This window comes from Sphingomonas sp. Root241, from assembly GCF_001428865.1.
GTDB lineage: Bacteria > Pseudomonadota > Alphaproteobacteria > Sphingomonadales > Sphingomonadaceae > Sphingomonas.
On the sequence record NZ_LMIV01000002.1, the window covers coordinates 861,887 to 884,453 of the forward strand.

Annotated in this window: 22 protein-coding genes and 1 tRNA gene; 14 read left to right on the top strand and 9 right to left on the bottom strand. The window is 66.6% G+C overall.

The genetic code is table 11. The features are described 5' to 3' along the window. The first annotated feature begins 4 nt into the window (after positions 1-4). Genes ASE13_RS14715 through ASE13_RS14725 form a run of 3 tightly spaced genes read left to right on the top strand, consistent with a single transcriptional unit; the run spans position 5 to position 2,826 of the window. Positions 5-1,453 (top strand): FAD-binding oxidoreductase, encoded by a 1,449-nt coding sequence (locus ASE13_RS14715; RefSeq protein WP_056617931.1) that lies wholly within the window; start codon positions 5-7, stop codon positions 1,451-1,453. 48 nt (positions 1,454-1,501) lie between these two features. Beyond that, positions 1,502-2,281: a SapC family protein gene (locus ASE13_RS14720; protein WP_056617327.1), complete on the top strand. Its 780-nt coding sequence runs from the start codon at positions 1,502-1,504 to the stop codon at positions 2,279-2,281. Further along, entirely contained in the window at positions 2,281-2,826 is a 546-nt protein-coding gene (locus tag ASE13_RS14725; RefSeq protein WP_056617331.1) for a cytochrome b, read from the top strand. The genes ASE13_RS14720 and ASE13_RS14725 overlap by 1 nt, the downstream gene beginning before the upstream one ends. Positions 2,827-3,016: 190 nt before the next feature. On the opposite strand, the gene ASE13_RS14730 is transcribed toward ASE13_RS14725, so the two are convergent. Further along, on the bottom strand, positions 3,017-3,862 hold the full coding sequence (locus ASE13_RS14730) for an N-formylglutamate amidohydrolase (protein ID WP_056617334.1): 846 nt from the start codon (positions 3,860-3,862) through the stop codon (positions 3,017-3,019). 115 nt (positions 3,863-3,977) lie between these two features. Here ASE13_RS14730 and cpdR point away from each other — a divergent pair, with 115 nt between their 5' ends. Both cpdR and ASE13_RS14740 read left to right on the top strand, forming a co-directional pair. Beyond that, positions 3,978-4,352, top strand: a complete 375-nt coding sequence (gene cpdR, locus ASE13_RS14735; RefSeq protein WP_025561237.1) for a cell cycle two-component system response regulator CpdR — start codon at positions 3,978-3,980, stop codon at positions 4,350-4,352. A 60-nt stretch (positions 4,353-4,412) separates the two neighbouring features. Next, positions 4,413-4,487 (top strand) — tRNA-Val (locus ASE13_RS14740). A gap of 172 nt (positions 4,488-4,659) precedes the next feature. Here the strand turns inward: ASE13_RS14740 and ASE13_RS14745 are convergent. The 6 genes from ASE13_RS14745 to ASE13_RS14770 all read right to left on the bottom strand — a co-directional run bounded on the left by ASE13_RS14745 (position 4,660) and on the right by ASE13_RS14770 (position 11,321). Continuing rightward, positions 4,660-5,706: an ABC transporter substrate-binding protein gene (locus ASE13_RS14745; RefSeq protein ID WP_056617337.1), complete on the bottom strand. Its 1,047-nt coding sequence runs from the start codon at positions 5,704-5,706 to the stop codon at positions 4,660-4,662. 15 nt (positions 5,707-5,721) lie between these two features. Continuing rightward, positions 5,722-7,065, bottom strand: coding sequence for an LLM class flavin-dependent oxidoreductase (locus ASE13_RS14750; RefSeq protein ID WP_056617340.1), 1,344 nt, complete (start codon positions 7,063-7,065; stop codon positions 5,722-5,724). Positions 7,066-7,076: 11 nt separating this feature from the next. After that, positions 7,077-7,817 carry a class II aldolase/adducin family protein gene (locus tag ASE13_RS14755; protein ID WP_056617343.1) on the bottom strand — a complete coding sequence of 247 codons (741 nt, stop codon included), beginning with the start codon at positions 7,815-7,817 and terminating at the stop codon, positions 7,077-7,079. 14 nt (positions 7,818-7,831) lie between these two features. After that, the gene (locus ASE13_RS14760; RefSeq protein ID WP_056617346.1) at positions 7,832-8,902 is read right to left on the bottom strand and encodes an ABC transporter substrate-binding protein; all 1,071 of its coding nucleotides are present in this window, start codon (positions 8,900-8,902) and stop codon (positions 7,832-7,834) included. Positions 8,903-9,056: 154 nt separating this feature from the next. Continuing rightward, positions 9,057-10,172: a sigma-54 interaction domain-containing protein gene (locus tag ASE13_RS14765; RefSeq protein WP_082596823.1), complete on the bottom strand. Its 1,116-nt coding sequence runs from the start codon at positions 10,170-10,172 to the stop codon at positions 9,057-9,059. A gap of 87 nt (positions 10,173-10,259) precedes the next feature. Continuing rightward, a complete protein-coding gene (locus ASE13_RS14770) occupies positions 10,260-11,321 on the bottom strand; it encodes an ABC transporter substrate-binding protein (protein WP_056617349.1) in 1,062 nt (353 codons plus the stop codon). Between the two features lie 236 nt (positions 11,322-11,557). Here ASE13_RS14770 and ASE13_RS14775 point away from each other — a divergent pair, with 236 nt between their 5' ends. From ASE13_RS14775 to ASE13_RS14805, 7 genes are read left to right on the top strand one after another with little or no spacing between them, the layout of a single operon-like run. After that, positions 11,558-12,685: an ABC transporter substrate-binding protein gene (locus tag ASE13_RS14775; protein WP_082596873.1), complete on the top strand. Its 1,128-nt coding sequence runs from the start codon at positions 11,558-11,560 to the stop codon at positions 12,683-12,685. After that, entirely contained in the window at positions 12,685-13,476 is a 792-nt protein-coding gene (locus tag ASE13_RS14780) for an ABC transporter permease (RefSeq protein ID WP_056617352.1), read from the top strand. The genes ASE13_RS14775 and ASE13_RS14780 overlap by 1 nt, the downstream gene beginning before the upstream one ends. After that, positions 13,473-14,252 carry an ABC transporter permease gene (locus ASE13_RS14785; RefSeq protein ID WP_235536994.1) on the top strand — a complete coding sequence of 260 codons (780 nt, stop codon included), beginning with the start codon at positions 13,473-13,475 and terminating at the stop codon, positions 14,250-14,252. Before ASE13_RS14780 ends, ASE13_RS14785 begins: the two co-directional genes overlap by 4 nt. 13 nt (positions 14,253-14,265) lie before the next feature. Beyond that, a complete protein-coding gene (locus ASE13_RS14790; protein WP_056617355.1) occupies positions 14,266-15,111 on the top strand; it encodes an ABC transporter ATP-binding protein in 846 nt (281 codons plus the stop codon). Then, on the top strand, positions 15,111-15,719 hold the full coding sequence (locus tag ASE13_RS14795; RefSeq protein ID WP_056617357.1) for a nitroreductase family protein: 609 nt from the start codon (positions 15,111-15,113) through the stop codon (positions 15,717-15,719). The genes ASE13_RS14790 and ASE13_RS14795 overlap by 1 nt, the downstream gene beginning before the upstream one ends. Then, positions 15,716-16,666 (top strand): LLM class flavin-dependent oxidoreductase, encoded by a 951-nt coding sequence (locus ASE13_RS14800; protein ID WP_056617360.1) that lies wholly within the window; start codon positions 15,716-15,718, stop codon positions 16,664-16,666. The genes ASE13_RS14795 and ASE13_RS14800 overlap by 4 nt, the downstream gene beginning before the upstream one ends. Before the next feature lie 9 nt (positions 16,667-16,675). Then, positions 16,676-17,833 (top strand): LLM class flavin-dependent oxidoreductase, encoded by a 1,158-nt coding sequence (locus tag ASE13_RS14805; protein WP_056617363.1) that lies wholly within the window; start codon positions 16,676-16,678, stop codon positions 17,831-17,833. Positions 17,834-18,404: 571 nt separating this feature from the next. On the opposite strand, the gene ASE13_RS14810 is transcribed toward ASE13_RS14805, so the two are convergent. Together ASE13_RS14810 and ASE13_RS14815 are read right to left on the bottom strand one after the other, a co-directional pair. Then, positions 18,405-20,768: a TonB-dependent receptor gene (locus tag ASE13_RS14810; protein WP_056617366.1), complete on the bottom strand. Its 2,364-nt coding sequence runs from the start codon at positions 20,766-20,768 to the stop codon at positions 18,405-18,407. A 288-nt stretch (positions 20,769-21,056) separates the two neighbouring features. Continuing rightward, positions 21,057-21,728 (bottom strand): hypothetical protein, encoded by a 672-nt coding sequence (locus ASE13_RS14815; RefSeq protein ID WP_156404902.1) that lies wholly within the window; start codon positions 21,726-21,728, stop codon positions 21,057-21,059. Between the two features lie 438 nt (positions 21,729-22,166). On the opposite strand from ASE13_RS14815, the gene ASE13_RS14820 reads away from it, so the two are divergent. Both ASE13_RS14820 and ASE13_RS19925 read left to right on the top strand, forming a co-directional pair. Further along, positions 22,167-22,388: a hypothetical protein gene (locus tag ASE13_RS14820; RefSeq protein WP_056617372.1), complete on the top strand. Its 222-nt coding sequence runs from the start codon at positions 22,167-22,169 to the stop codon at positions 22,386-22,388. Continuing rightward, positions 22,388-22,549, top strand: coding sequence for a hypothetical protein (locus ASE13_RS19925; RefSeq protein ID WP_156404903.1), 162 nt, complete (start codon positions 22,388-22,390; stop codon positions 22,547-22,549). Before ASE13_RS14820 ends, ASE13_RS19925 begins: the two co-directional genes overlap by 1 nt. Positions 22,550-22,567 lie beyond the last annotated feature (18 nt).

Sequence of the window (22,567 nt, forward strand, 5' to 3'; positions counted from 1 at the left end):
GGCCATGACACCAGCACAGCGCCAGCTTGTCGAGACCGTCCGTGAACGCTTCGGTCCCAAGGCCGCCACTACCGATGCCGAGGCGATCGCCCCATGGCTGACCGACTGGCGCGGCCGCTATCATGGGCAAGCGCCGGCGCTGCTTTCGCCTGGTTCTACCGAGGAAGTCGCCGCAATCGTGGCGCTGGCCGCGGAGGCCGGCGTGGCGCTGGTCCCGCAGGGCGGGAATACCGGCATGGTCGGCGGGGCGACGCCGCCCGCGGACGGATCGGCGCTGTTGCTCTCGCTGCGCCGGATGAACCGGATCCGCGCGCTTTCGCCGTCGAGCAACCTCGCGGTCGCCGAAGCCGGGGTGATCCTCGCCGATCTGCGCACCGCGGCGGAGGAAGCGGGGCGGCGCTTTCCGCTCGATCTCGGTGCGCGTGGAAGTGCCACCATCGGCGGACTTGTCTCGACCAATGCCGGCGGCACGCAGGTGCTGCGCTTCGGGACGATGCGCAGCCTCGTTGCGGGGGTCGAGGCTGTGCTGCCCGACGGTTCGATCCACAACGGCATCGCCGCGCTCAAGAAGGACAATCGCGGCTATGATCTCAACCAATTGCTGATCGGCGCCGAAGGCACGCTCGGCATCGTCACGGCGGCGACGCTGCGGCTGGTCCCGGGGGTGACGGCACGCGCCGTGGCCTGGGTCGGGCTCGCCAGCCCCGCCAAGGCGCTCGAATTGCTGCGCGCGCTCGAGAGCCGCACCGACGCCGTCGAGAGCTTCGAGATCCTGCCCGAGAAGACATTGGCGCTGGTGCTCCGTCACGTCCCCGGGACTCGCCGACCGCTCGCGACCGAACATCGCTGGCACGTCCTGATCGAAGCGGTGGCGACCGATCCGGCGGCGGAATCGCCTGCGGCTCTGCTCGAGCGCCTGCTCGCTCCTGCGCTGGAAGCGGGGCTCGCCGGCGATGCGGTCATCGCCGCGAGCGAGGCGCAGGCGGAAGGTTTCTGGCGTATCCGCCATTCGATCTCGGAGGCTGAGCGTGCCGGCGGGCCCGCCGTCCAGCACGACATCTCGGTGCCGGTCGAGGATATGCCGCGCTTCATGATCGAGGGCGGCGCCGAGGCCGAGGCGCGCTTTCCAGGCACCGAGGCGGTGGCCTATGGCCATCTCGGCGACGGCAATGTCCATTTCCATGTGCGCGCGCCCGCGGATGCCGATCCCGGCACCTGGTACGCGCAGGAGGGGCCGCGGATCTCGCGGCACGTCCACGACATGGTCGTCGCGGCGGGGGGCTCGATCTCGGCCGAGCACGGCATCGGCCAGATGAAGCGTGCCGAACTGGAACGATTGAGCGCGCCTTCGCGGATGACCGTATTGAGAGCAATCAAGTCTGCGCTGGATCCGAAGAATATTCTCAATCCGGGGAAACTGGTGACGCTTGCACCTGACGCCGCGACTCCATAGACCTGCCTCCGAATTTCAAGATTCAGCATTTTTTCAGGAGAGTTTCGGATGGCCAGCGCGCCACAACAGTCGCTTCCGTTGTTCTACAACCAACTCGAACCGCTTTCGAGCCAGACGCACGCCGATTTCCGCATCCGCGTCCGCGACAAGGCGCCGTTCCTCGCCAGCCAGCACGCCGTGCCGGTGACGGTCGAGGAATTCCCGCTGGTCCAGCGCTACATGCCGATCGTCTTCTCGGTCGGCGACGATCCGGTTCCGCTCGCGCTGATGGGGCTGAACGAGGGCGTGAACACCTTCTTCGACGAAGAGGGCGGACTGATCGACCCGAACTTCTACGTCCCGGCCTATATCCGCCGCTATCCGTACCTGCTGGCGCGCCTGCGTCCCGATACCGACGAGCTCTCGCTCTGCTTCGATCCGTCGTCCGACACGGTCGGCGCATTCGAGGAGGGCGAAAAGCTCTTCGAGAATGGCGAGCCGACCGAGACCACCAAGAACATCCTGCAGTTCAACGAGCAGTTCGAGCAGGCGGGCGCGCGCACCGCGATGTTCATGAAGGACCTCAAGGAGCTCGCGCTGCTGATCGACGGCGAAGTGACCATCCAGCAGGAAGGCCATGAGCAGCCCTTCGTCTATCGCGGCTTCATGATGATCGACGAGAACAAGCTCAACGAGCTGCGTGGCGACCAGCTACGCAAGATTGTCCAGAACGGCATGCTGCCGCTGATCTATGCGCACCTGTTCTCGCTGGCGCTGATGCGCGACGTTTTCGGCCGCCAGGTCCGCATGGGCAAGATGCCGCAGCCGCAGCTCGTCAACCCGGCCTGATGCTTCCACGCGGCGATCGTTACGATTGGGGGGCGATCGCCTTCCACTGGACGATCGCCGCGCTGGTCCTCGTCAATCTCTTCATCGGGCTCTTCCACGAATCGCTGCTGGAAGGGCTTCGCATCATTCCCTTGCACAAGGCGATCGGTGCCACGGTGCTGGTGCTCAGTATCGGCCGCCTCGGCTGGCGGCTGACGCATCGCCCGCCGCATTTCCCGGAGAATATGAAAGCTCGGGAGAAAGCGCTCGCCAAGGGCCTGCACTGGCTTTTCTATGCGCTGTTGATCGTGATGCCGCTGACCGGCTGGATGTTCTCGTCCAATCCCCAGCGCCCGCGCCCGGTCAGCTGGTTCGGGCTGTTCGATCTGCCCCTCCTGCCGGTGACGCGGGACATCGCCGCTGCCGCGCATGAGGCCCATGAGTTGCTCGGCCTGCTGATGGCCGGGCTGGTGATCCTCCACATCGCCGCCGCGCTGCGCCACCATTTCGCGCTGCGTGATCGCGTGCTGGAGCGGATGCTCCCCTGGGCTGTTCGCAACGACTGACCGTCCCTACGGCACGCTTCCGCGCCCGTTCGAAGCGAGGCCTTGAACTCCTTGGTCTCTCGACTATATTTCTCCTGTACGGCGTCGTGTCCCCCCTTTCGCGAGGCCGTGCGGCACGCCTTCGGGCGTGTCTCCTCCCTGAACCTTGGCCACCTCGTGCCTAGTGCACGAGGTGGTTTTTTCTTGCCCGCTATTCCGCGGCGATCGCGGTGGGGAGCGCTTCGTCGGTGACCGCATCGATGATCGCGCGGAGCAGTTGCGTGGCGGCAGGCAGGCCGGGGCCGGGGCCGTCGAGCGCCGAATCCAGATAGAGCGCGCGATCGAATTCGAGCTGGATCGCGTGTACGCCGCGCCGAGGCTCGCCGTGGCGCTCGAGGATATGTCCTCCGGAATAAGGAGCGTTCGCCGCGGTCGCCACGCCATGGGCGCGTGCCACACCTTCGATCCTGCCGATGAATCGCGCCGCAGCGGATTTGCCGAACCTATCGCCGAGCACGAGTCGCGGCGCGCTGGCCGGCGATCCGAGCGACGGCATCGAATGGATGTCGACCAGCACCGCGACGCCGAATCGCACCCGCGCCGACGCCAGCGCTGCGGCGATCGCCGCATGGTAAGGGCGGTGATCCGCGTGGATCCGCATCTGCACCTCGTCGGCAGACAGGCGGCGCTGCCAGATATCGCCCGAATTGCCGACCCGGCGCGGCACGAGACCTAGCCCGCTGCGCAATTTGGCCGATTGCGGATGGCCGATCGTGACCGCGCCGTCGTCCAGCCGCGGATCGCGTTCGTGCTCGGCGCGGTTGAGGTCGATCCAGGCGCGGGCACGCTGCGCCACGAACAACGTCTCGGCGCCACGCGCATCGAGACCCAATGCATCGGCATAGCGATCCTCGAGTCCCTTGAGCGCCGCCAGCGGCACGCGGATCGAGGACCTGAGCGGCAGCGGATAGTCGCGCCCCGCATGCGGCACGGAGAGAATGACCGGGGTGAGCGGTTCGAGCGGCCCATGGCGCACGAAGGAAGGCGTTGACGTCACTTGTCCCTGACTAGGCACGGGGCGCCTCGCCAGCAATCATCCCGATGCAATCCCGCTGGAATTTTTTAAAGGCTTTGCGCATAGGATGGCTCCCTGAAATTGGTTTGGGGTAGTGATGATCCGAATTCTGCTGGCCGAGGATGACCGCGTGATGCGGGAATACCTCACCCGGGCGCTGGAGCGGTCGGGCTATGCGGTCAGCGCCGTCGATCGCGGCACCGAAGCGATTCCGCTGCTCGAGGCTGAGCGATTCGACTTGCTCCTCACCGATATCGTCATGCCCGAGATGGATGGAATCGAGCTCGCCCAGCGCGCGAGCGAGATGGCGCCGGAGATGCGCGTGATGTTCATCACCGGCTTCGCGGCGGTCACGCTCAAGGCCGGCAAGCAGGTTCCGCAGGCGCGCGTGCTCTCCAAGCCCTTCCACCTGCGCGACCTGGTTCTCGAGGTCGATCGCATGTTCGAATCGGAGAATGCCGGCTTCAATTGATTTAGCGTTCGGAGGCGCTTGCGCGGGGCCGAAAGCCCCGCTAAAGCCCGCCCTCCTTGGGGGCGTGTAGCTCAGTGGTAGAGCACTGTGTTGACATCGCAGGGGTCGCAAGTTCAATCCTTGCCACGCCCACCACGAAAAAGGCGTCCTGACCCAGGTGGTTAGGACGCCTTTTGTTTGCGCCAGGCAGACTGGCCAACGCTAGAGATTGGGCGCTAACGGGCGACGTCTCGCTGATCAGGACGGCAACCGAGTGCAGCGCGCGGGCGATCCGCCGCTGTCATCAAGTGCCTAGCATGTGCTGAGATCAGACGGCGATGCGGGTCGCTGTTTGCGCGGCTTCGAGCGGGCGGGCGTCGGCCCATTGCCGCACGTCGAAGCTTGTCGGGATGAACTTCCAGCGATGGAGGAAATCGGTGAAGTCCTGCAGCGCATTGAGCGATTGCTCGGCGAGATCGGTGCGCAGGCGGCTCTGCGCATCGCTGCCATAGGCGACCGACACCCAATATTCGCTCGCATTGGTCTCGCGCGCCAGATAGCGGCGCAGTTCGTCGGGATGGTCCTGCGCCCAGGCCTCGGCGCGCAGCACTTGCTCGACGATTGTTACCGCGGCGTCAAAGTGATTGTCGAGCAGATGCCCGTCGACCGCGAGGGTGCGCGGCGTGCCGTTATTGGCGCGGATCAGCGGCTCGGGATGCGCGCCGGTGTCGATCACCGTGGTGAGCCCGAACTGGTGCGCGACCTGCGCCCCGTGTGCGCCCTTCAGGAAAATCGCGTCGACTTCGCCGCGCAGCAACGCGACGACTTCCTGATTGTTGTTGCGCCCGCGCCGCCCCGCGAGCGTGCCCGCGACATTCGCGGCGGGTTCGTCGCTGTAATGGCTCTCGATATCCTGATCGATCAATTCGACATCGCCGACATTGAGCCCCTCGAGGCTCAGCGCATTTTCCAGCCCGCGCAGCGCCTGGGCACGCGTGAAGTCGATCTCGACATGCTTCCAGTTGGGCAGGCCGAAGCGGCGGCCCTTGAGGTCGCGGACGCTCTCGATGCCCGATTCCGGGCTGGCGAGGATCAGCTGGGTCTCGTCGGACCAGGACAGGCCGAGCAGCCGCGTGTCGCGTCCCAGCGCGCGGGCGCTGATCGCCGGGATGTTGCCGCCATGGCGCACCGAATTGCGCACCTTGTGACTGAAGTGCGATTCCCGCGTCGCGAAGTCGTTCGATTCGAGGATCGATTCGACTTTGGTGCCCTGCACCTTGAACGCGTCTTCCAGCCAGCCCTGCTGAATGGCGATGCCGAGCCCGGTCGGAACCGGGCAGCGCGTGTACCAGAGCGTGTCGAGCGAATTTGCCATGGGGGTGTTCCTTCGTCAGGCGGCGGAGAGGAGGTCGGCGGGGGCGGTGGCGCCAATCGCGGGGCGCGGGAGTGTGAGGTGATCGCGCAAGGTCGTGCCGGCATATTCGGTGCGGAAGAGGCCGCGGCGCTGGAGCTCGGGGACGACCAGATCGACGAACTCGTCGAGCGAACTCGGCAGCAAAGGCGGGATCAGGTTGAACCCGTCGGCGGCGTCGCGCTCGAACCAGTCCTGGATCTGGTCGGCGATGTCCGTCGGCGTGCCGATCACCACGCGGTGCCCGCGTACGGCGTTGAAACGCAGGAAGAGCTGGCGGATCGAGAGGTTCTCGCGGCGGGCGAGCGCGGTGAGCTGGCGCCAACGGCCCTTGCCGTTTTCGGGCTCGGGCAGGTCGGGGAGGGGACCATCGAGCGGATAGCCGCTGACGTCCTGACCCATCAGATTGAGCTCGCCCGAGAAATCGACCGCGGCTTCGAGTGCTCCGAACTTGTCCTGCGCCTCCTGCTTGCTGGTGCCGATCGCGAAGGACAGGCCCGGCATTACCTTGAGCGTGTCGGGATCGCGGCCGTAGCGCGCCATCCGGCGTTTCACATCGGCGTAGAAACCCTGCGCATCCTCGATGAACTGCGCGGCGGCGTAGATCATCTCGGCATATTTGGCGGCGAACTCGCGGCCGACCTCCGAATTGCCCGCCTGCGCGAACACCGGATGGCCCTGGATCGGGCGGGCGACGTCGAGCACGCTGCTCAGATGGAAATAGCGCCCGTCGTGGCGAACCGGATGGACGTCGTTCGGGTCGAGATAGAGCCCGGTCTCACGGTCGGCATGATCGAAGGCGTCGTCTTCCCAGCTGTCCCATAGCTGGCGGGCGACGTCGACGAACTCGGCGGCGCGCTGGTAGCGCTCGGCATGGCTCGGCGGCTGATCGATCCCGAAGCTGCTCGCCGCACCATCGGCAAGCGAGGAGACGATGTTCCAGCCGATCCGCCCGCCGCTGATATGATCGAGCGAGGCGAAGCGGCGGGCGAGGGAATAGGGATGGTCGAAATTGGTGTTGACCGTCGCGACGATTCCGATCCGCTCGGTGACCGCGGCGAGCGCGGCCGAAAGCGTCAGCGGCTCGAAGTCGAGGAACGCGTGGCGCCGCTCGATCCCCTTGGTGCTGTCGCCCGCCTGACCGACGAAATCGGCGAAGAAGGCCACGTCGAACTTGCCGCGCTCGGCGGTCTTGGCCAGCTCGGCCCAATAGCGGAAATCGGGCCTTCCGCTATTGGCCGCGCCGGGCTGGCGCCATGCGCCGGGATGGTGGCCGTGGCGGGTGAGGAAAACCCCGAGGGCGAGCTGGCGTTTGCTGGTCATGATCCTCTCTCTCACTCGGCCGCGACGGCGGTGGCGTAGTGGATGGTGCCGTCGTCGGAGACGCTGGCGTCGGGGGGGACGAGCTTGCCCATCTTCCATTGCTGTTCGAGCACGCCCGGACCGAAGGGCTGCGAGCCGCCCAGCGCCTGGCCAAGGATCTGGAACTGCGCGCCTTCCTCGAGCAGGACGATGCTGTTGACGAGATCGCGCAAGTCCTTCCAGCTCCACACGGTCGCGCCGCCATTGGCCTCGACGATGCCGGGGACCTCGCGGTCGGCCTCGATCGAATCGAGGATGAAGTCGACCTCGGCCTGGCGGCGGTTGATGTAGACCGGCAGCTCGCTGGAGAAGCGGAAGCGGCGATTTGGCACGTAGAGCAAGGGCAGCTTCGCGTGCGCCTGCGAATAGGCGCCGAGATGCGGGGTGTGGACGTGGCTGATCGCCTGCACGCCCTCGTGCGTGCGGAACAATTTGGCGTAGCGCGCGGCGCCGCCGGGCTTGTTGTGCCAATAGCTGTTGCCCTCGAAATCGATCACCGCGGTCTGCGGCGCGTCGGGATCGTCGGTCCAGAGGCCGAGATAGTTGAAGGTGATGATCTTGTCCTCGCCGGGGATGCGCACGGCGATGAAGAGCGTCCCGCTCGCCGAGATGGTGCGTGTCTCGCGCAGCAGCCGGAAGGCGCGGCGGGCGTCCTGCTCCTGCTCGGCGATGAAGGCGATGGTTTCGGACGAAAGACCGGATTGTTCGGACATGATGACGTCTCCTCTCAGGCGGCTTCGGAAATCAGGGAATGTTGCGCGGCGAGCACGCGGGCGGCTTCGAGCGGGCGCGGGTCGATCCAGTCGCCGAGCGCGAAATCGGCATCGAGGAAGCCGTGGGTGAACAGGAATTTCTTCTGCTGCTCGAACAGGGCCAGCCGCTCGGCGTCGAGCGTCGGGTGCAGGCCCTCGTGCAGGTGGCGATAGGCCTGATCGACGGCCTGCGCGCTGCCTTCGGTCTCGAATTCGAGAATATCGCGCAGCTTGTCCGGCTCGGCCTTGACCCAGTCGGCGGCGCGCAGCGTGACGGCGAGGAAGCGGACCAGTATGTCGAAATGCGCGTCGAGCAGATGCTGGTGGACAGTGATCGGCCGCGGCGTGCCGTTGTTCACGCGGAAGCGGCGGTCGGGGAGCGCGTCTAGATCGACTACGACCGCCAGCCCGGCTTCGCGGGCGCTGTCCAGCGCCGAGGCGCCCTTGACGTAGATCGCGTCGACATGGCCCGAAACGAGGGCCTCGATCGGCCAGAGCCGATTGAGGCCGGTTCGGCGCGGGGCGAGATCGCGTCCGCTGCCGCCCACGTTGCGCAGCCGATCGGGGACTTCGATCAGATCGACATCGTCGAGGGTGAAGCCGGCGGAGGCGAGCGCGCCCTTGTAGCCAGCGAGCGACATGCCGCGCGCGATGCTGGTGCCGCGGACATGGCTGGGAAGGTCGTTATGCGACCAGCCGGGCAAGGCGAGCCGGCGGCCCTTGAGATCGGCGGCGCTGGCGATGCCGGTGTCCGGCCGGGTGAGGATCAGCTGGCTTTCCTCGATCCAGGTGAGCCCGACCAATCGGGTCGGCTCGCCCTGCGCCCGGGCGGCGATCGACAGCATGTTGCCGCCTTCCCGGATCAAGGTCGGCAGGCGATGGTCATAATGGTGCCCGCCGAGCTTGGAGCCGGACTCCTGCAGCGTGCGCAGCGTGATGCCGTCGGCGGCGAATTCGTCGGTGAGCCAGCCGAGCTTCCACGCGATTCCGGTCGCGGTCGGCACGGGGCAGCGGGTGAACCATAGTTCGTCGAGCGCTGTCGCCATTGCCTTGCTCCCGTGCAGCTGTTGCTGCGGAACAAGGGAGCAAAGAGCGTGCCAGAGCGGGGTCAGGAGGGGGAGCGCGGCTGCCGCCGGCCGGAGGGGCGCTGCATTGCGTGATATTGATCAGGCGCGGTGCTGCGTTTTCACCTGCGGCGCTTCAGATCAGCCCGAAATTCTTGAGATGCGTGCGCACGACATTGCGCGTGACGCCGAGCGCGGCGGCGGTCTTGATTTGGTTCGACGCGCAGCGCTCGAAGGTCTCGGTCACCACGGTGCTGACCAGCCTATCGAGCAATGCGTCATGCTCGCCCTTGAGCAGGGTATCGACCAGCGGGCGGACGATGTCCTCGAGATCCGTCGATGCCGGATCGATCGTCGCGAGGGCGGCGGCGGGCTCGCCATAGACCATGGCCGACAGCCCGAGATCCTGCACCTGGATCACGCCGTCCTGGCAGACGAGGGTGGCGCGGTAGATCGCATTCTCCAGCTCGCGGATATTGCCCGGCCAGTCATGGCGGTAGAGCGTCTCTTCGGCCGCGGGGCCGAGATCGAGCCGGCGCGGCTGGATCTTGTCGCCATAGACCTGGAGGAAGTGGCGGGCGAGCGGCAGGATGTCGGCGCGGCGCTCGCGCAGCGGCAGCAAAGGCAGCGTCACCACCTGCAGGCGGTAATAGAGATCGGGGCGGAAGCTGCCGTTGGCCACCGAGCGGTGAAGGTCGACATTGGTCGCGGCGATTACGCGCACGTCGAGCGGTGTCGGGGTGCGTGAGCCGAGTCGCACCACTTCGCGCTCCTGCAGCACGCGCAGCAGCTTCACTTGCAGCGACAGCGGCATCTCGCCGATCTCGTCGAGGAACAGGGTGCCGCCATTGGCCGCTTCGAACCAGCCGGGGCGGGCGAGATGCGCGCCGGTATAGGCGCCCTTCTCATAGCCGAAGAGCTCGCCTTCGATCAGCGATTCGGAAAAGGCGCCGCAATTGACCGCGATGAATGGCCCCTTCGCCCGGTCGCTGAGCGAATGGACGTAGCGCGCGACCAGCTCCTTGCCGGTGCCGGTCTCGCCGATGACGAGGATGTTGGCTTCGCTCGGCGCGGTCTTCTCGATGAGCGGGATGAGCGCGCGCGACTGCGGGTCGGAGAAGACGAAAGCGCGGGCCCGCGGACCCACCGAATGGTGCTTGTCCGAATCGAACGCCAGAACAGGACGGCTGCCCGGCTGTTTGCGCTCCGACGGGCCGATTTCGACCATTTCCTTGTGCGGGACTGCGACCATAGATCCCTCCAGATCCGTTGCCGCACAAGGTATCAACAAATATCCTACTGGATAAGTAGGAAATACGTGGCGGGCCCTAGCTGAGCTTTATACGGGCTCCAGCGAACCGGCCTCGGTCGTGGCCCGGCGACGTAGTGCCTCCTTCAGTGGACGCGCATCGATCCAGCGATCGACATCGACAGCCTCTTCGAGAAAACCGTGATGCCACAGGAAGTTGGCCTGATTGCGCAGCATCCCGATGCGATCGGCGGACAGATCGGGATGCAGCGAGCGATGGAAGTCATTGCGATAGGCAGCACCCACTGCCGCGATTCCGGCCAATGTTTCCTGCGCCAATATGTGCTGCAGTCGGGGCAGGTTGGTCGACGCCCAGTCGGCAGCGCGCAGCGCCTGTTCGAGGAAGCGCACGACCAGATCGAAATGCTGCTCGATCATATGCTCGTGGACGGTGATCGGGCGCGGCGTGCCATTGTTCACGCGCGCGAGGCGGCTGGGATAGGCGTCGAGATCGAGTCCCATGGTCAGGCCCAGGCGCGCGGCGGTCTCGGCCGCGGCGGCGCCCTTCACATAGACCGCATCGACGCGACCTTCGGCCAGCCATTCGAGTCCCAGCCACAGCCGCCGCATGCCCGCCGTGGTAGGCTGCTCGACCGGCGGCGCGGGCAGATCGATCATCCGCACGTCTTCGAGATCGAGCCCGCCCAGCGTGAGTGCGCCCTTGATCCCGTGCAGCGCCATGCCGCGCGCGATGCTTTCCCCGCGGGTGCGCGCGAAGCCGGGGAGGGCGAAGCGTAATCCCTTGAGATCGGCGGGTCCCATGATCCGCGTATCGGGACGAACCATGATCGCCTGCCGCTCGTCGATCCAGGTGAGGCCGATCACGCGGGTGGGCGCGCCATCGGCACGCGCGGCGAGGGCCTGGATGTTGCCGCCCTCACGGAACAGGTACCGCGCCTGCCGTTCCGGGTCGGACGAGACGAGGTTCAGCCCCGCTTCGCGCACGCGTTTTACGCCGATGCCATCGCGGCCGAACGCCTCGGTCATCCAGCCGAGCGACCATGCCACTCCGGACGCCGCGGGCACCGGGCAGCGGGTGATCCAGATGCATTCCGGTTCGCGCCGGGCGGGGGCGGCACTGCCTGCCGACATTCTGTTCCGTCTCCTGTGTCCGGCGGTTCTCTCGTGCGCGGCTCAGCAAACCGCATGCCAGTCGGACCGGCAAGCCGGGTGGGCCGGATGGCTGCGCAAATCGCTGCATTTCGTGCAGCCGTGCGGCCCGAACTGCTCCGAATTGCGCAATTGATCCATGTCCGGTGTCCGCCTTCCCCCTGCGCGCCGTTTGGCACGTGAAGTGCAACGCTTTCCGACAAAAGGAGAAGCGCAGCGTGGCGATCCAGAAACCCAGATCGATCAAGGCGTGGGCAATCGGTGCCGTGGTGCTGATCGCCGTCGTGGCTCTCGCGGCCTTTCAGTTCCGCGGCGACGGCGGCGCCAAGGCGAAGACCGTCACGATCGCGGGGATCGCCTATCCGTTCGAGCGCCGGCAGGTGTATAACGGCCTCACCGGCGTGGTGATCCGCGACGGCTGGCTCAAGGCCGAGCTGGCGAAGCGCGGCGTCGCGCTGGCGCTGACTCCGGTACCCACCGCAGTGGGCGGGCCGCTGATCAACGAGGGCTTCTCCGGCAAGCGGATCGACTTCGCCGCTTATGGCGATTTCCCGGCGATCATCGCGATTTCGGGCGGGGTCCCGCTCAGGCTGGTCGCGCCGACGGGGCAGGGACTGCATTCCTATCTGGTCGTGCGCAACGGCCTCGCCGCCAGGAGCATCGCCGATCTCAAGGGCAAGCGCATCGCGCTCCATCGCGGCCGGCCGTGGGAATTGCCCTTCTCCAAGCTGATCGACGCCAGCGGGCTCAAGCAAAGCGACTTCAAGATCGTCAACATCAACCCCGCAGCCACGCCGGCGGCGCTCGCCTCGGGCAATGTCGACGCCGCCTTCCTGCTCTCCGACGGGCTGTTGCTCGAACAGAAAGGCGCGGGGCGAGTGATCTGGTCGACCAAGCAGGCACCGGCCGACTGGCGGATGCGCGCCGAATTGTTCGGGCGCGGCGATTTCGTCGATGCGAACCCGGAGCTCACGCAATTGGTAGTCGACGCCTATGTCCGCGCCGCGGCATGGTCGGCGCAGGACGCCAATCGCGACCGGGTGATCAAGGATGCGGCGCGGGGAGCGATGCCCGTCGAGATCATCGCGCGCGATTACGCCAATGACGGTATTCCGTGGCGCGAGCGCTTCTCGCCGGCGTTCACCAGGGAACTGGTCGATCATTATCGTTCGGCGGCCGACTATGCCTTCGAGCGCGGGCTGGTGCGCAACAAGGTCGATGTCGACAAACTGATCGACCGGCGCTTCGTGGCGCCTGCCCTGCGCGACGCGAAGCTCGAGGGCTTCTGGAGCCCCACGGCGCCCGCGCCGGCCCAGGCGCAGGCTGCTGCGCCCAAGGCGTCCTGATGGCCAGTGCTGCGCTTCCCGCGCTCGCCGCGCCGGCGCCGCGGCGGCAGTCGCCGCTCGCATCGTTCCTCGCGCCGATCTTGCTGCTGGCCTTGTGGCAGCTTCTCTGCCTGAGCGGCCTCTTCCCGGCGCAGGTGCTGGTCCCGCCAAGCGAAGTCGGGCGCACGCTCTGGCAGCTCGCCGAAACGGGAGAGCTCCAGCGCCATGTCGGCGAGAGCATGACGCGGCTTGCTTTGGGCTTCGCGATCGGCGCGCTGGCGGGGCTCGCTTTCGGCGCGGCGATCGCCCTATCGCGGCTGGCCGAGGCGGCGTTCGGTCCGTTCTTCTTCGCGGTGTGGCAGGTTCCGGTGATCGCCTTCGTGCCGATGCTGGTGATCTTTCTCGGCATCGACGAGCAGTTCAAGGTCGCGATCGTCATCCTCGCTGCGTTCTTCCCCGTTGCGCTCGCCGCATTCGACGGGATTCGCGGCGTGCCGAAGGCGTGGTTCGAAGTCGCGCGGGTCTATCGCACCCGGCTCCCCGATCTCATTTGGCGAATCCTCGTTCCGGCGACCCTGCCTGCGGTCGTCACCGGGCTGCGCGTCGCGCTGACCCGCGCCTGGGTGGTGCTGATCGCTGCCGAGCTGCTCGCGGCCGACAGCGGCATCGGCCAGATGATGGAGATGGGGCGCCAGATGTTCCGCATCGACGTGGTGCTGGCGGGTGTCGTCGTCAGCGGCGTGATCGGTTTCCTGCTCGATCGCGGGGCCAAGGCGATCGAGCGCCGCGCATCGCGCTGGAGGGCGGCATGAAGGCGCCGCTCGCACGCGGCTGGGCGCGCGCCGCGATCGGATTGATCGCGCCGGGGCTGTTCCTGATCTGGTGGCAAATGCAGGCACAATCGGGCGGAGCGCATGCGCTGGCCTTTGCGCCGCTCCAGTCGGTCGGTGCCGCGTTCGTCGAGCTGGCGGTGCGGGGGAGCCTGTTCTCCGACATGGCCTCGACGCTGTCGCGCAGCTTATCCGGGCTCGCGATCGGCGGGACGTTGGGGATCGCCCTGGGTGTGGCGATGGCGATCTGGCGGTCGCTAGATCGCGTGCTCAATCCCTTGCTCCAGGCGATCCGACAGGTCCCGCTGATGGGCTGGCTACCGTTGCTCGGGCTGTGGGTCGGCACCGGGCAGGGGACCGAGCTGATCGTCGTCAGCCTCTCGGCATTCTTCCCGACCCTGCTCAACAGCTTCGAAGGCGTCGTCAATGTCGAGCGGCGCTTCATCGAGGTCGGACAGATCTATGGCTTCACGCCGTGGCAGCGCTTCCGGCTGATCCTGCTGCCCGCCGCGATGCCGCTGATCCTCACCGGGCTGACGCAGGGCCTCGCCTTCGCGTGGATCGCGTCGATCGCCAGCGAGATCCTGCTCGGGGTCGGCGGCGGGCTCGGCGTGACGATGCAGCTCGCCCAGATGCAGCAGCGGATCGACATCATCCTCGTCGCGATCCTCGTCACCGCCGCGCTCGGCTTCACCATCAACCGCCTGTTCCTGCGCCTCCGCCAGCATCTGCTGCGCTGGCAGGCGCCCCTGCGCTGAGAAGGAGAGTCCCATGATCCACGAAGTGCTCGCGAGGCCGTCGCCGGCCAGTGCCCCGGCAGCCAGCGGTGCGCTCGCGATCCGCGACCTGCACAAGAGCTTCACCATCGGCGGCGCGCCGCGCACGGTGCTGGAGGGCATCAATCTCGACATCCGTCCGGGCGAGTTCGTCAGCATCGTCGGCGCCTCGGGTTGCGGCAAATCGACCTTGCTGCGGCTGATCGTCGGGTTGGATGATGATTATCGCGGCGAGATCCGCCTCGACGGTGAGCGCGTTTCGACCACCAGCCTCGATCGCGGCATCGTCTTCCAGGATCATCGCCTGTTCCCGTGGATGACGCTGGAGCAGAATATCGAGCTCGCCTTGCTCAACACCGACGTGCCCAAGGCGCGTCGCGCGCAGATCGTTGCCGAGCATATCGCGCTGGTGAATTTGACCGGCTTCGAGAAAGCCTATCCGCACCAGCTTTCGGGCGGGATGGCGCAGCGCGCGGCGATCGCGCGCGCGCTGGTGACCGAGCCCAAATTGCTGCTGCTCGACGAGCCGCTTGGGGCGCTCGACGCACTCACCCGGGTGCGGGTGCAGGCCGAGTTGCAGCGCATCTGGATGGCGCAGCGCTCGACGATGCTGATGGTCACCCATGACGTCGAGGAGGCGCTGTATCTCGGCGATCGTGTGGTGGTGATGGCGCCCGATCCGGGACGCATTCGGCGCATCGTCGAAGTCGACCTGCCGCATCCGCGCGACCGCGCCGCACCGTTGCTCCACCGTCTCAAGGACGAGATCCTCGCCGAACTCACCGCGGCGCCCAGTGCGCCGTCGAACCTCGTCCACCTTCCCGGTCGGGAGGCGCGCTGATGGCCCGCACGCCCGACCATCCCGTCGCGCCGCTGTTCGTCGATCGCTGGTCGCCGCGCAGCTTCACCGGTGAGCCCGTCCCCGATGCCGTGCTGGCGAGCGCGTTCGAGGCGGCGCGCTGGGCGCCTTCGGCTTCCAACGTGCAGCCGTGGCGGTTCCTGATCGCGCGGCATGGCGATGCGCATTGGGACGCCTTCGTGTCGCTGCTGGCGCCGCGCAATGCGCTATGGGCGTCGCGTGCCTCGGTGCTGATCGTGGTGCTGTCCGAACTGAAGCTCGAGCGGCGGGGCGCGATCGTCGACAATATCTCGCACAGCTTCGATGCGGGCGCGGCGTGGACCAATTTCGCGCACCAGGCGCTGCTGCTCGGCTGGCACACTCACGGCATCGGCGGCTTCGATCGCGACGCGGCACGCGAGAAGCTGGCGGTGCCGGGGGACTTCGCGATCGAGACGATCGTGGCGCTTGGACGGCAGGGTGCGCTCGACACGCTCCATGTCGATTTCCACGCCGGCGAGAGCCCGAGTACGCGCCGGCCGATCGGACAAACCGTGTTTGCGGGCCGGCTCGGCCAGCCCGCCTTCGCAAGCGAGAGAGATGCGGCATGACGATCCAGACCTACTGGCAGCTCGACGTCGCCGAGGACGCGGTGCGTTCGGAACCCGGAGCCCGGCACTCCTGGCTGTTCCGCGATGTCCGCTCGTCGACGCTCAACCGCTACGACTATTACGCGCAGGTCGCTCAAGCGGCGGCGCAGACCGCGTTCGACGGCCTGTTCCTGCCGCACCGTCCGCACTCCGACGACAGCACGATCGTCGCCGCCGCGATCGCGCGCGCGGCGACGCGGCTCACTCTGATCCCAGAATTTCCGGCGTCGGCGGGCTCGGCGGTCTATGCGGCCAAGCAGGCAGTGAGCTTCCAGCGCCAGACGCATGAACGGCTCGGCTGGGCGATCGCGGTCCCAGCCGACGCGGCTGCGCGCGCGCGCGACGGCGACCATGTTCCCGAGGAGCAGTTACACGCGCGGACGGAGGAGTTCCTGACCGTCGCGCGCGGCGTCCATGCGGAGCGGCCGTTCGACTTCGCCGGCGCGCATTTCGAAGTGCAGGGCGGCGGCTTCCAGGCCCCGCTCAACCGCGTCGCTTTCCCTCGGGTGTTCCTGCAGGGCAAGAGCGAGGAGGCACTCAGCCTCTCGGCGCGGGCCGCCGACGTCCATCTGTTCGCGGCGAGCGCCGACCTTCGCGGCTTGATCGAGACGCTCGACACGTTGGCGGTCCGCGCCGGCCGTTCGGTCGAATTCGGCGTGATCCAGCCGGTGCTGGCGCGCGACGAGGCCGAGGACGCGCGGCGCGACGCCGAACGGGCCGGGCTTCCCGACACGGCGATCGTGGGCAGTTATGCCGAGGTCGCGGAGCGGCTGGCGGACCTCGCCGCGCTCGGCTTGCGCCATTTCGTCCTGGCCGCGCCGTCCTCGCTCGAGGAGGCGTATCGCATCGGCCAGCATGTGCTCCCCCGCTTCCGCGCGCTCACCGAGCGCGTGGCGGCGGCCGCCTGAGGTGTTCAAATGACCATTGATTTCTACTGGCGCCTGCCCAGCCATGGTTGCCACGGCAGCCTGCGCGACACGGCTTATGATCGCGGCGACTGGTCGCCTACGGGTGCGCGCAACATCGCCCCCGGGCTCGATCGCAACGGCGAGGACGACGGTTATCGCTACATCGACCATCTCGGCGCGATCGCGAAGGCGGCCGAGAGCGCCGGCTTCATCGGCGGGCTGATCCCGTCCTTTCCTAATACCGACGATCCCTGGGTAATCTCGCCGCTGCTGGCACGCGAGACCAAGTCCTTCCGCTTCATGATCGCGTTCCAGCCCGGGTTCCTCAACCCGGTCCATGCCGCGCGCATGTCGGCGAGCCTCCAGCGCGCCACCGGCGGGCGCACCGTGTTCAACATCATCACCGGCGGCGGCGGACCTTCGCAGCTCTGGTGGGGCGACAGCTTCAGCCATGACGACCGCTATGGCCGCACCACCGAGTTCCTCGATGTGTTCAAGGGCGTGTGGGACGGGGAGGGATTCTCCTATGACGGCCGCTTCTACCAGGTGCGCGACGGCGGTCTCTCGCCGCTGCTGGCGCGGGAGGAGATACCCGAGATCTGGTTCTCGGGCTCGTCCGACGCGGCGCTGCAATCCGCGGCGAAGCACGCCGATTACTATCTCTCATGGCTCGAGCCGTTCGACCAGCTCACCGACAAGTTCGCGCGGGTGAAGGAACGCACCGCGGCGCTCGGCGGCGAGCAGAAATGCGCGGTGCGCGTCGATCTCGTCGCGCGCGCCACCGAGGAGGAAGCCTGGGCCGAAGTCCGCGCCGGCTTCGAGAGCCTTAGCCCCGAACGCCGCCGGCAGGCGCGGGGCGGCCCGACCGATTCGGTGGGCGCCGCGCGGCAACAGGCGCTCCGGCCCAGCGAGGCGACGCGCTATGACGAACTGATCGTCGCACCCAATCTGTGGGGCGGCTTCAGCCTGCTGCGGGGCGGCCCGGCGCTCGGCATCGTCGGCAGCTACGAACAATGCGCGGCGCGGCTCGACGAACTGATCGCGCGCGGGACCGACGCCTTCATCCTTGCCGGTACGCCGCATCTCGAAGAGGCGTATCGCGTCGGTGAAGAGGTCCTGCCGCTGCTCGGCGGCAAGGAAGGCGCACTGCTGCAAGCCGCGGAGTGAGCCGGGAAGCAAAGAAGGGCGCCGGCGGTATTCCCCTGGTGCCCCTTTGTAGCTGAAAAGTGGGAGCCGTTACGCCGCAACTGAACCTGCTCCCCTCCTATTGCGGGGAAGGAGCAAGTTGAACCTCGGTCCGCCTTAGGCCCTGGTGGGTGGTTAGCCGAAAGGTCACACTAGGGTCACACTGCCTGCATGGTTCTGGCCTGTTCCTGCGCAGGCAATCCAGGGCGGTGTGGACCAAGCAGCATTATACTCCTGCTTTCGCACGAGCAGGATGAGAGGGGCGTTACGACGTCAAAGAGCCAGATGAGGCTGTCAGGCGAAATCCTACATTGCAAGCATGTCTGCAAATCGGCGGTCAGCGGACATTCCGTTCCTCCCCGGCACGGGGAGGGGGACCGCCGCCGAAGGCGGTGGTGGAGGGGGGGTGCCACACAGGATTTCCGTCGTAGAGAGCCCCTCCACCAGCCTGCGGCTGGTCCCCCTCCCCGTGCCGGGGAGGATCAACGAGGTCCGCAACTGGGGCGTTAGGGGTCATTGGCGTTTCGGGTTCACGACTAGCTTCCGCCCCGTTTCAGAACCGCACGATGAGCGATACCCCATAGGTGCGCGGATCGGCCCAGGCGATGGTGTCGCCGGTGATCGCCTGCGCCGGGTTCGCGGCCGGAAGCGCGTGGTTGAGATATTCGGTGTCGAGCAGATTGTTGACGAATGCCGACACCGTGTAGCGTCCGTTCGCCGGAGTGTAGCCGATCCGCGCATTGGCGATGGTATAGCCGCCCTGGGTCAGGAAATGGCGGTTCACCGTGTCCTGCGGCGTGATGTAGTAGAATTGGCGCGAGGTGTAGCGCGCGTCCGCGGTCAGATCGACGCTGCCGCTCCCGCCCAGCGGAATGGTATAGGTCGCGCTGCCGTTGAGCGTCAGCTTGGGCGCGCGCACGAAGCGGGCTCCCGACAGGTCCGCGCCGCCGTTCACCACCTGCAGATCGTCATATTTGGTGTCGAGGATACCTACCGCGCCGGTGAGCGTCAGTCCCTCAACCGGCCGCGCCTCGAGCTCGATCTCCGCGCCGTTGACGTGCGCTTTCTCGGCATTCTGGAGATAGGAGACCGTCGCGCCGCCCACCGCGCCGGGATTGGGGCCGACGACGTTGATCTGCACATTGTGATAGTCATAGTGGAACAATGTGGCGTTGAAGGTGAGGCGCCGATCGAACCATTGCGACTTGTAGCCCAGTTCGAACGCATCGAGTTCCTCGGGCTCGACCGTAGCGAGAGCGACCGGCAGGGTCGCCGCGGTGTTGAACCCGCCCGATTTCACGCCGTGCGAATATTTGAAGTAGAGCAGATTGTCCGGCGCGACCGTCCATGAGGGGGTCACGTCATAGGTGAAGGCGTCCCAGGTCTTCTTGAGATCGCCCGAGAAGGTGCCGGCGCCGCCGAAACCGCCGGTATAGCTGTCCCACCAATGGGCATAGTTGCTCCACGACGCCGCGGCGGCGCCCGGCGAAGCGCTGCGGTCGAAGTCGAGCGTCTTGGTCTCGCGGGTCCAGCGCGCGCCGACCGTCAGCTTCACTGCATCGGTGAAGTCGAAGGTCGCGCTGCCGAACGCGGCGCCGCTCTCTGCCCGGTGGTCGTAGCGGGTGAGGGCGTAGGCCGCGGGCGCGGTGCTGCCCGGCTGGGCCGGCACCGAACCGGCGGGCAGGGTGGCCGACCAGGCGTTCGACGTGATCTTTTCATTGAAGTAATAGAGACCGAGGATCCAGTTCAGCCGATCGGCCTGCGGGGAGGCGAGGCGAAGCTCCTGCGTCCATTGCTGGCTGCGCGCCTGGGTATAGCTGCGCGAGATCTCGAGCGGGGTGTAATCGCCGTCGCCCGCACCGCGCGTCTTGAACCGCTCGTACCCGGTGATCGACGTCAGCGACAGGGCACCGACATCCCAGTCGAGATGCAGCGAGCCGCCGAACTGCGTGGTGCGGCTGAATTCGCCGGCATTGGTGCTGATCTCGTCCTTGTCGGTCGAGGGCGCATAGCTGTTCCGGAACACGCCGCTCGCGGCATAGCTGGCCGTCGTCCAATAACTGCCGTCGGTCTGATAGTCGCGATAATGGAGGCTGAGCAGCGCCTCGAACCCCGGCGCGGGCGCGAGCAGGAATTGCCCGCGCACGACGCTGTCGCGGACGGCGTTGGACTTCTCGCCGGTGAACAGGTTGTCGAGACGCCCTTCGCGGTCGTCGATTCGCGCCGAGATGCGCGTCGCCAGCACGCCTGGAACGATCGCCGCGCCGACGCCGGCCTCGGCCACTTTGTTGTCGAAGCTGCCATATTCGAGCTTCACGTAATTCTGGTCGGCGCCGTCGGTGAGCGAGGGGCGTTTCGAGATGACGTTGATCGCGCCGCCGGTGGTGTTCTTGCCCCACAAGGTGCCCTGCGGACCGCGGAGCACCTCCACGCGCTCGATGTCGAACAGCGGCAGGCCGGTGGCGCTGGCGTTGCTGATATAGACGTCGTCGAGATAGAAGCCGACCGGATTGGCCAGATCGAGCTGCTGCTGGCCCGCGCCGACGCCGCGGATCCACCAGCGCGGACGGCCATGCTGCTGGGTGCCTGCCGATGCGTTGGGCACAAGGTTGAGCACTTCGTTCGCCGAACGGCCGACGCCGCCCTCGGCGAACAGCTCCGAACTCAACGCAGTGACCGCCGTGGGGACTTCCTGAAGCCGCTGCTCACGCCGCTGGGCAGTGACGACGATATCGTTGGTGCCGGCGCGGGCGGGATCGTCCTCGGGGTCCGGCTCGGCGGCTTCGGCGGCCTTGGCTTTTGCGGCTTCGTCTTCCCGCGGCGCGGCGAATGCTGGAGCCGTGCAGGCCAGCGACAGGGCTAGCGCGCTCGACCGGGCGAGGAAAGACAGGACAGTGCGGTTTGGCAGGCTGGACAAGGTTGATTCCCCGATGGTTCAGCGCGACGACGCGCGGTCGGAGGAAGCTCAGCAAGGGGTGTGCCAGCAAGATTAAGTACATGATATTGCATAATTTAGGCTTTCCGTGAATCCGCACGAGACAGCTGGGGCTGGTGCGAATCCAACAAACAAGGGATGGCCTGTTGGGTCTGCAGCAGCCACTGCCGGCGGGCGACCCGGCTCTTGATCCACTGGCTACCGCTTGATCCTTACTCGATTTGCCTGCGGATCCGGGAAGATGGCGATCTCTGCGGGTCGGTCGAAGGTTCAGGCGCCGCCGAGACGTTCCAGCTCGTTGCGATAGCGGTCGATCAGTTCGGGAGGCGCGTCCTTGCTGTGGCGCGCGAGGAACTTCTCGACCGCGTCGCGATATTCGCGGCGGAAGTCGGGATTGTCGGGGCTTGCCTCGACCTGCGCGGCAGCACGTTCGACGGGTTCGAGCGCCGCCCTGAGCAGCAGCCTTTTGCCGAAGGGTGATTCGTCGCGCATGATCGCGATATTGCGTTCGAAGCCGGGGATGTATTTGACGACGAAACGTTCGCCCTTGGGCGGAATCTCGATGGCATTGCGTGGCGGGTAGAGGCTCGCGGACATGGTGTCGAAGCCGGTCTTGATGTCCTGCCCGTCAGCGGTGCGCACCACGGCATCATATTCCCAGATATTGGCATCGTTGAGCTGGGAGCTGGTCTCCTCCTCATGCGTGATCACGGCGGTGCCATAGGTGCCATAGGCGTTGAGGAAGACCGCATTGACCATCGATCCCAAGAAGATATTGGCGATCCCGATCACGAAACCGACCACGCTCAGCCCCATCCACGCATAATTCCGGAGCAAGGCACTCGCCGCGGCACCCAGCGCGAAGCCTGCCAGGATCCAGAGCGGCAGCGACAGCAGCGAATGCTGGCTGATGAAGTAGAAGAACGCGGAAAGGACGACCATGAGAGGCTGCGCTATCGCGGGCCTCGAGCGAAGGCAACCGTGCATCAGCCAGCGCTCGCCGACGGGTACCGTGGGTTCCGATAGCGCGACCAGGACCCATTGCAGCGCGTCCACAATGATCGGAGCGGACGGAAATTGACGCGGCAAATGATAATGCGACCAGAAGGCCACAGAGCCCAGGGGCATGGCGTCCAGGCAGCTATTTGCCCGCGCTGGTAACCGATGCCCCGCATCCCCATATGCCTTCCATCGCGCCGCTTCTTCACGAGCATGGATGCGACTGAGAGATGTTCGCGCTCCCGCTCCAGCAAAGGAGCAGCGCGTGCTTCCACCCAAGGCCATTGTTCCGACGCCTGCGGCCCGGACCCGACTTTCGCTCTTTGCCGTCGAACCGGCACCTCTCGCACCCGCACTTACGCTGCCGCCGGGAGATGCCCCATGTCGCGCGCGCTGAATGTCGATGCCACCATCGCCGAAGTCATCGAATTCTCGGCCGGGCATAACGCGCCGATCAGCGCGATCGAGTCGCTGCATCCCAAAGGCACGCGCGTCGTGTTCGTGAACGGCAACGACGCCGCCATCATCGCCCTGGCCTATGGCGCGAAGGTGATGACCGGGCCGGTCAGTCGCAAGCCCTGGACCCAGCAGGTCCTCACCTGATGCACAAGCTGCTCCACCGCATATTCGGGGCCCATGTGCCGGACCCGGCGCGCAATGACTGGGCACATGGCCATTTCGCCAGCGTCTGCGTGCATTGCGGTCGCCATATGGTCCGGCTGCCGGGATTGCCCTGGCGTGCCGGCGGTGTGGAGCAACCCTGAACGACGGTCGGACCCGGT

Coding starts and splice junctions, on each gene's coding strand:
- ASE13_RS14715 (WP_056617931.1), top strand. CDS start 5: ATGACACCAGCACAGCGCCAGCTTGTCGAGACCGTCCGTGAACGCTTC.
- ASE13_RS14720 (WP_056617327.1), top strand. CDS start 1,502: ATGGCCAGCGCGCCACAACAGTCGCTTCCGTTGTTCTACAACCAACTC.
- ASE13_RS14725 (WP_056617331.1), top strand. CDS start 2,281: ATGCTTCCACGCGGCGATCGTTACGATTGGGGGGCGATCGCCTTCCAC.
- cpdR (WP_025561237.1), top strand. CDS start 3,978: ATGATCCGAATTCTGCTGGCCGAGGATGACCGCGTGATGCGGGAATAC.
- ASE13_RS14745 (WP_056617337.1), bottom strand. CDS start 5,706: ATGGCAAATTCGCTCGACACGCTCTGGTACACGCGCTGCCCGGTTCCG.
- ASE13_RS14750 (WP_056617340.1), bottom strand. CDS start 7,065: ATGACCAGCAAACGCCAGCTCGCCCTCGGGGTTTTCCTCACCCGCCAC.
- ASE13_RS14755 (WP_056617343.1), bottom strand. CDS start 7,817: ATGTCCGAACAATCCGGTCTTTCGTCCGAAACCATCGCCTTCATCGCC.
- ASE13_RS14760 (WP_056617346.1), bottom strand. CDS start 8,902: ATGGCGACAGCGCTCGACGAACTATGGTTCACCCGCTGCCCCGTGCCG.
- ASE13_RS14765 (WP_082596823.1), bottom strand. CDS start 10,172: ATGGTCGCAGTCCCGCACAAGGAAATGGTCGAAATCGGCCCGTCGGAG.
- ASE13_RS14770 (WP_056617349.1), bottom strand. CDS start 11,321: ATGTCGGCAGGCAGTGCCGCCCCCGCCCGGCGCGAACCGGAATGCATC.
- ASE13_RS14780 (WP_056617352.1), top strand. CDS start 12,685: ATGGCCAGTGCTGCGCTTCCCGCGCTCGCCGCGCCGGCGCCGCGGCGG.
- ASE13_RS14785 (WP_235536994.1), top strand. CDS start 13,473: ATGAAGGCGCCGCTCGCACGCGGCTGGGCGCGCGCCGCGATCGGATTG.
- ASE13_RS14790 (WP_056617355.1), top strand. CDS start 14,266: ATGATCCACGAAGTGCTCGCGAGGCCGTCGCCGGCCAGTGCCCCGGCA.
- ASE13_RS14795 (WP_056617357.1), top strand. CDS start 15,111: ATGGCCCGCACGCCCGACCATCCCGTCGCGCCGCTGTTCGTCGATCGC.
- ASE13_RS14800 (WP_056617360.1), top strand. CDS start 15,716: ATGACGATCCAGACCTACTGGCAGCTCGACGTCGCCGAGGACGCGGTG.
- ASE13_RS14805 (WP_056617363.1), top strand. CDS start 16,676: ATGACCATTGATTTCTACTGGCGCCTGCCCAGCCATGGTTGCCACGGC.
- ASE13_RS14815 (WP_156404902.1), bottom strand. CDS start 21,728: ATGGTCGTCCTTTCCGCGTTCTTCTACTTCATCAGCCAGCATTCGCTG.
- ASE13_RS14820 (WP_056617372.1), top strand. CDS start 22,167: ATGTCGCGCGCGCTGAATGTCGATGCCACCATCGCCGAAGTCATCGAA.
- ASE13_RS19925 (WP_156404903.1), top strand. CDS start 22,388: ATGCACAAGCTGCTCCACCGCATATTCGGGGCCCATGTGCCGGACCCG.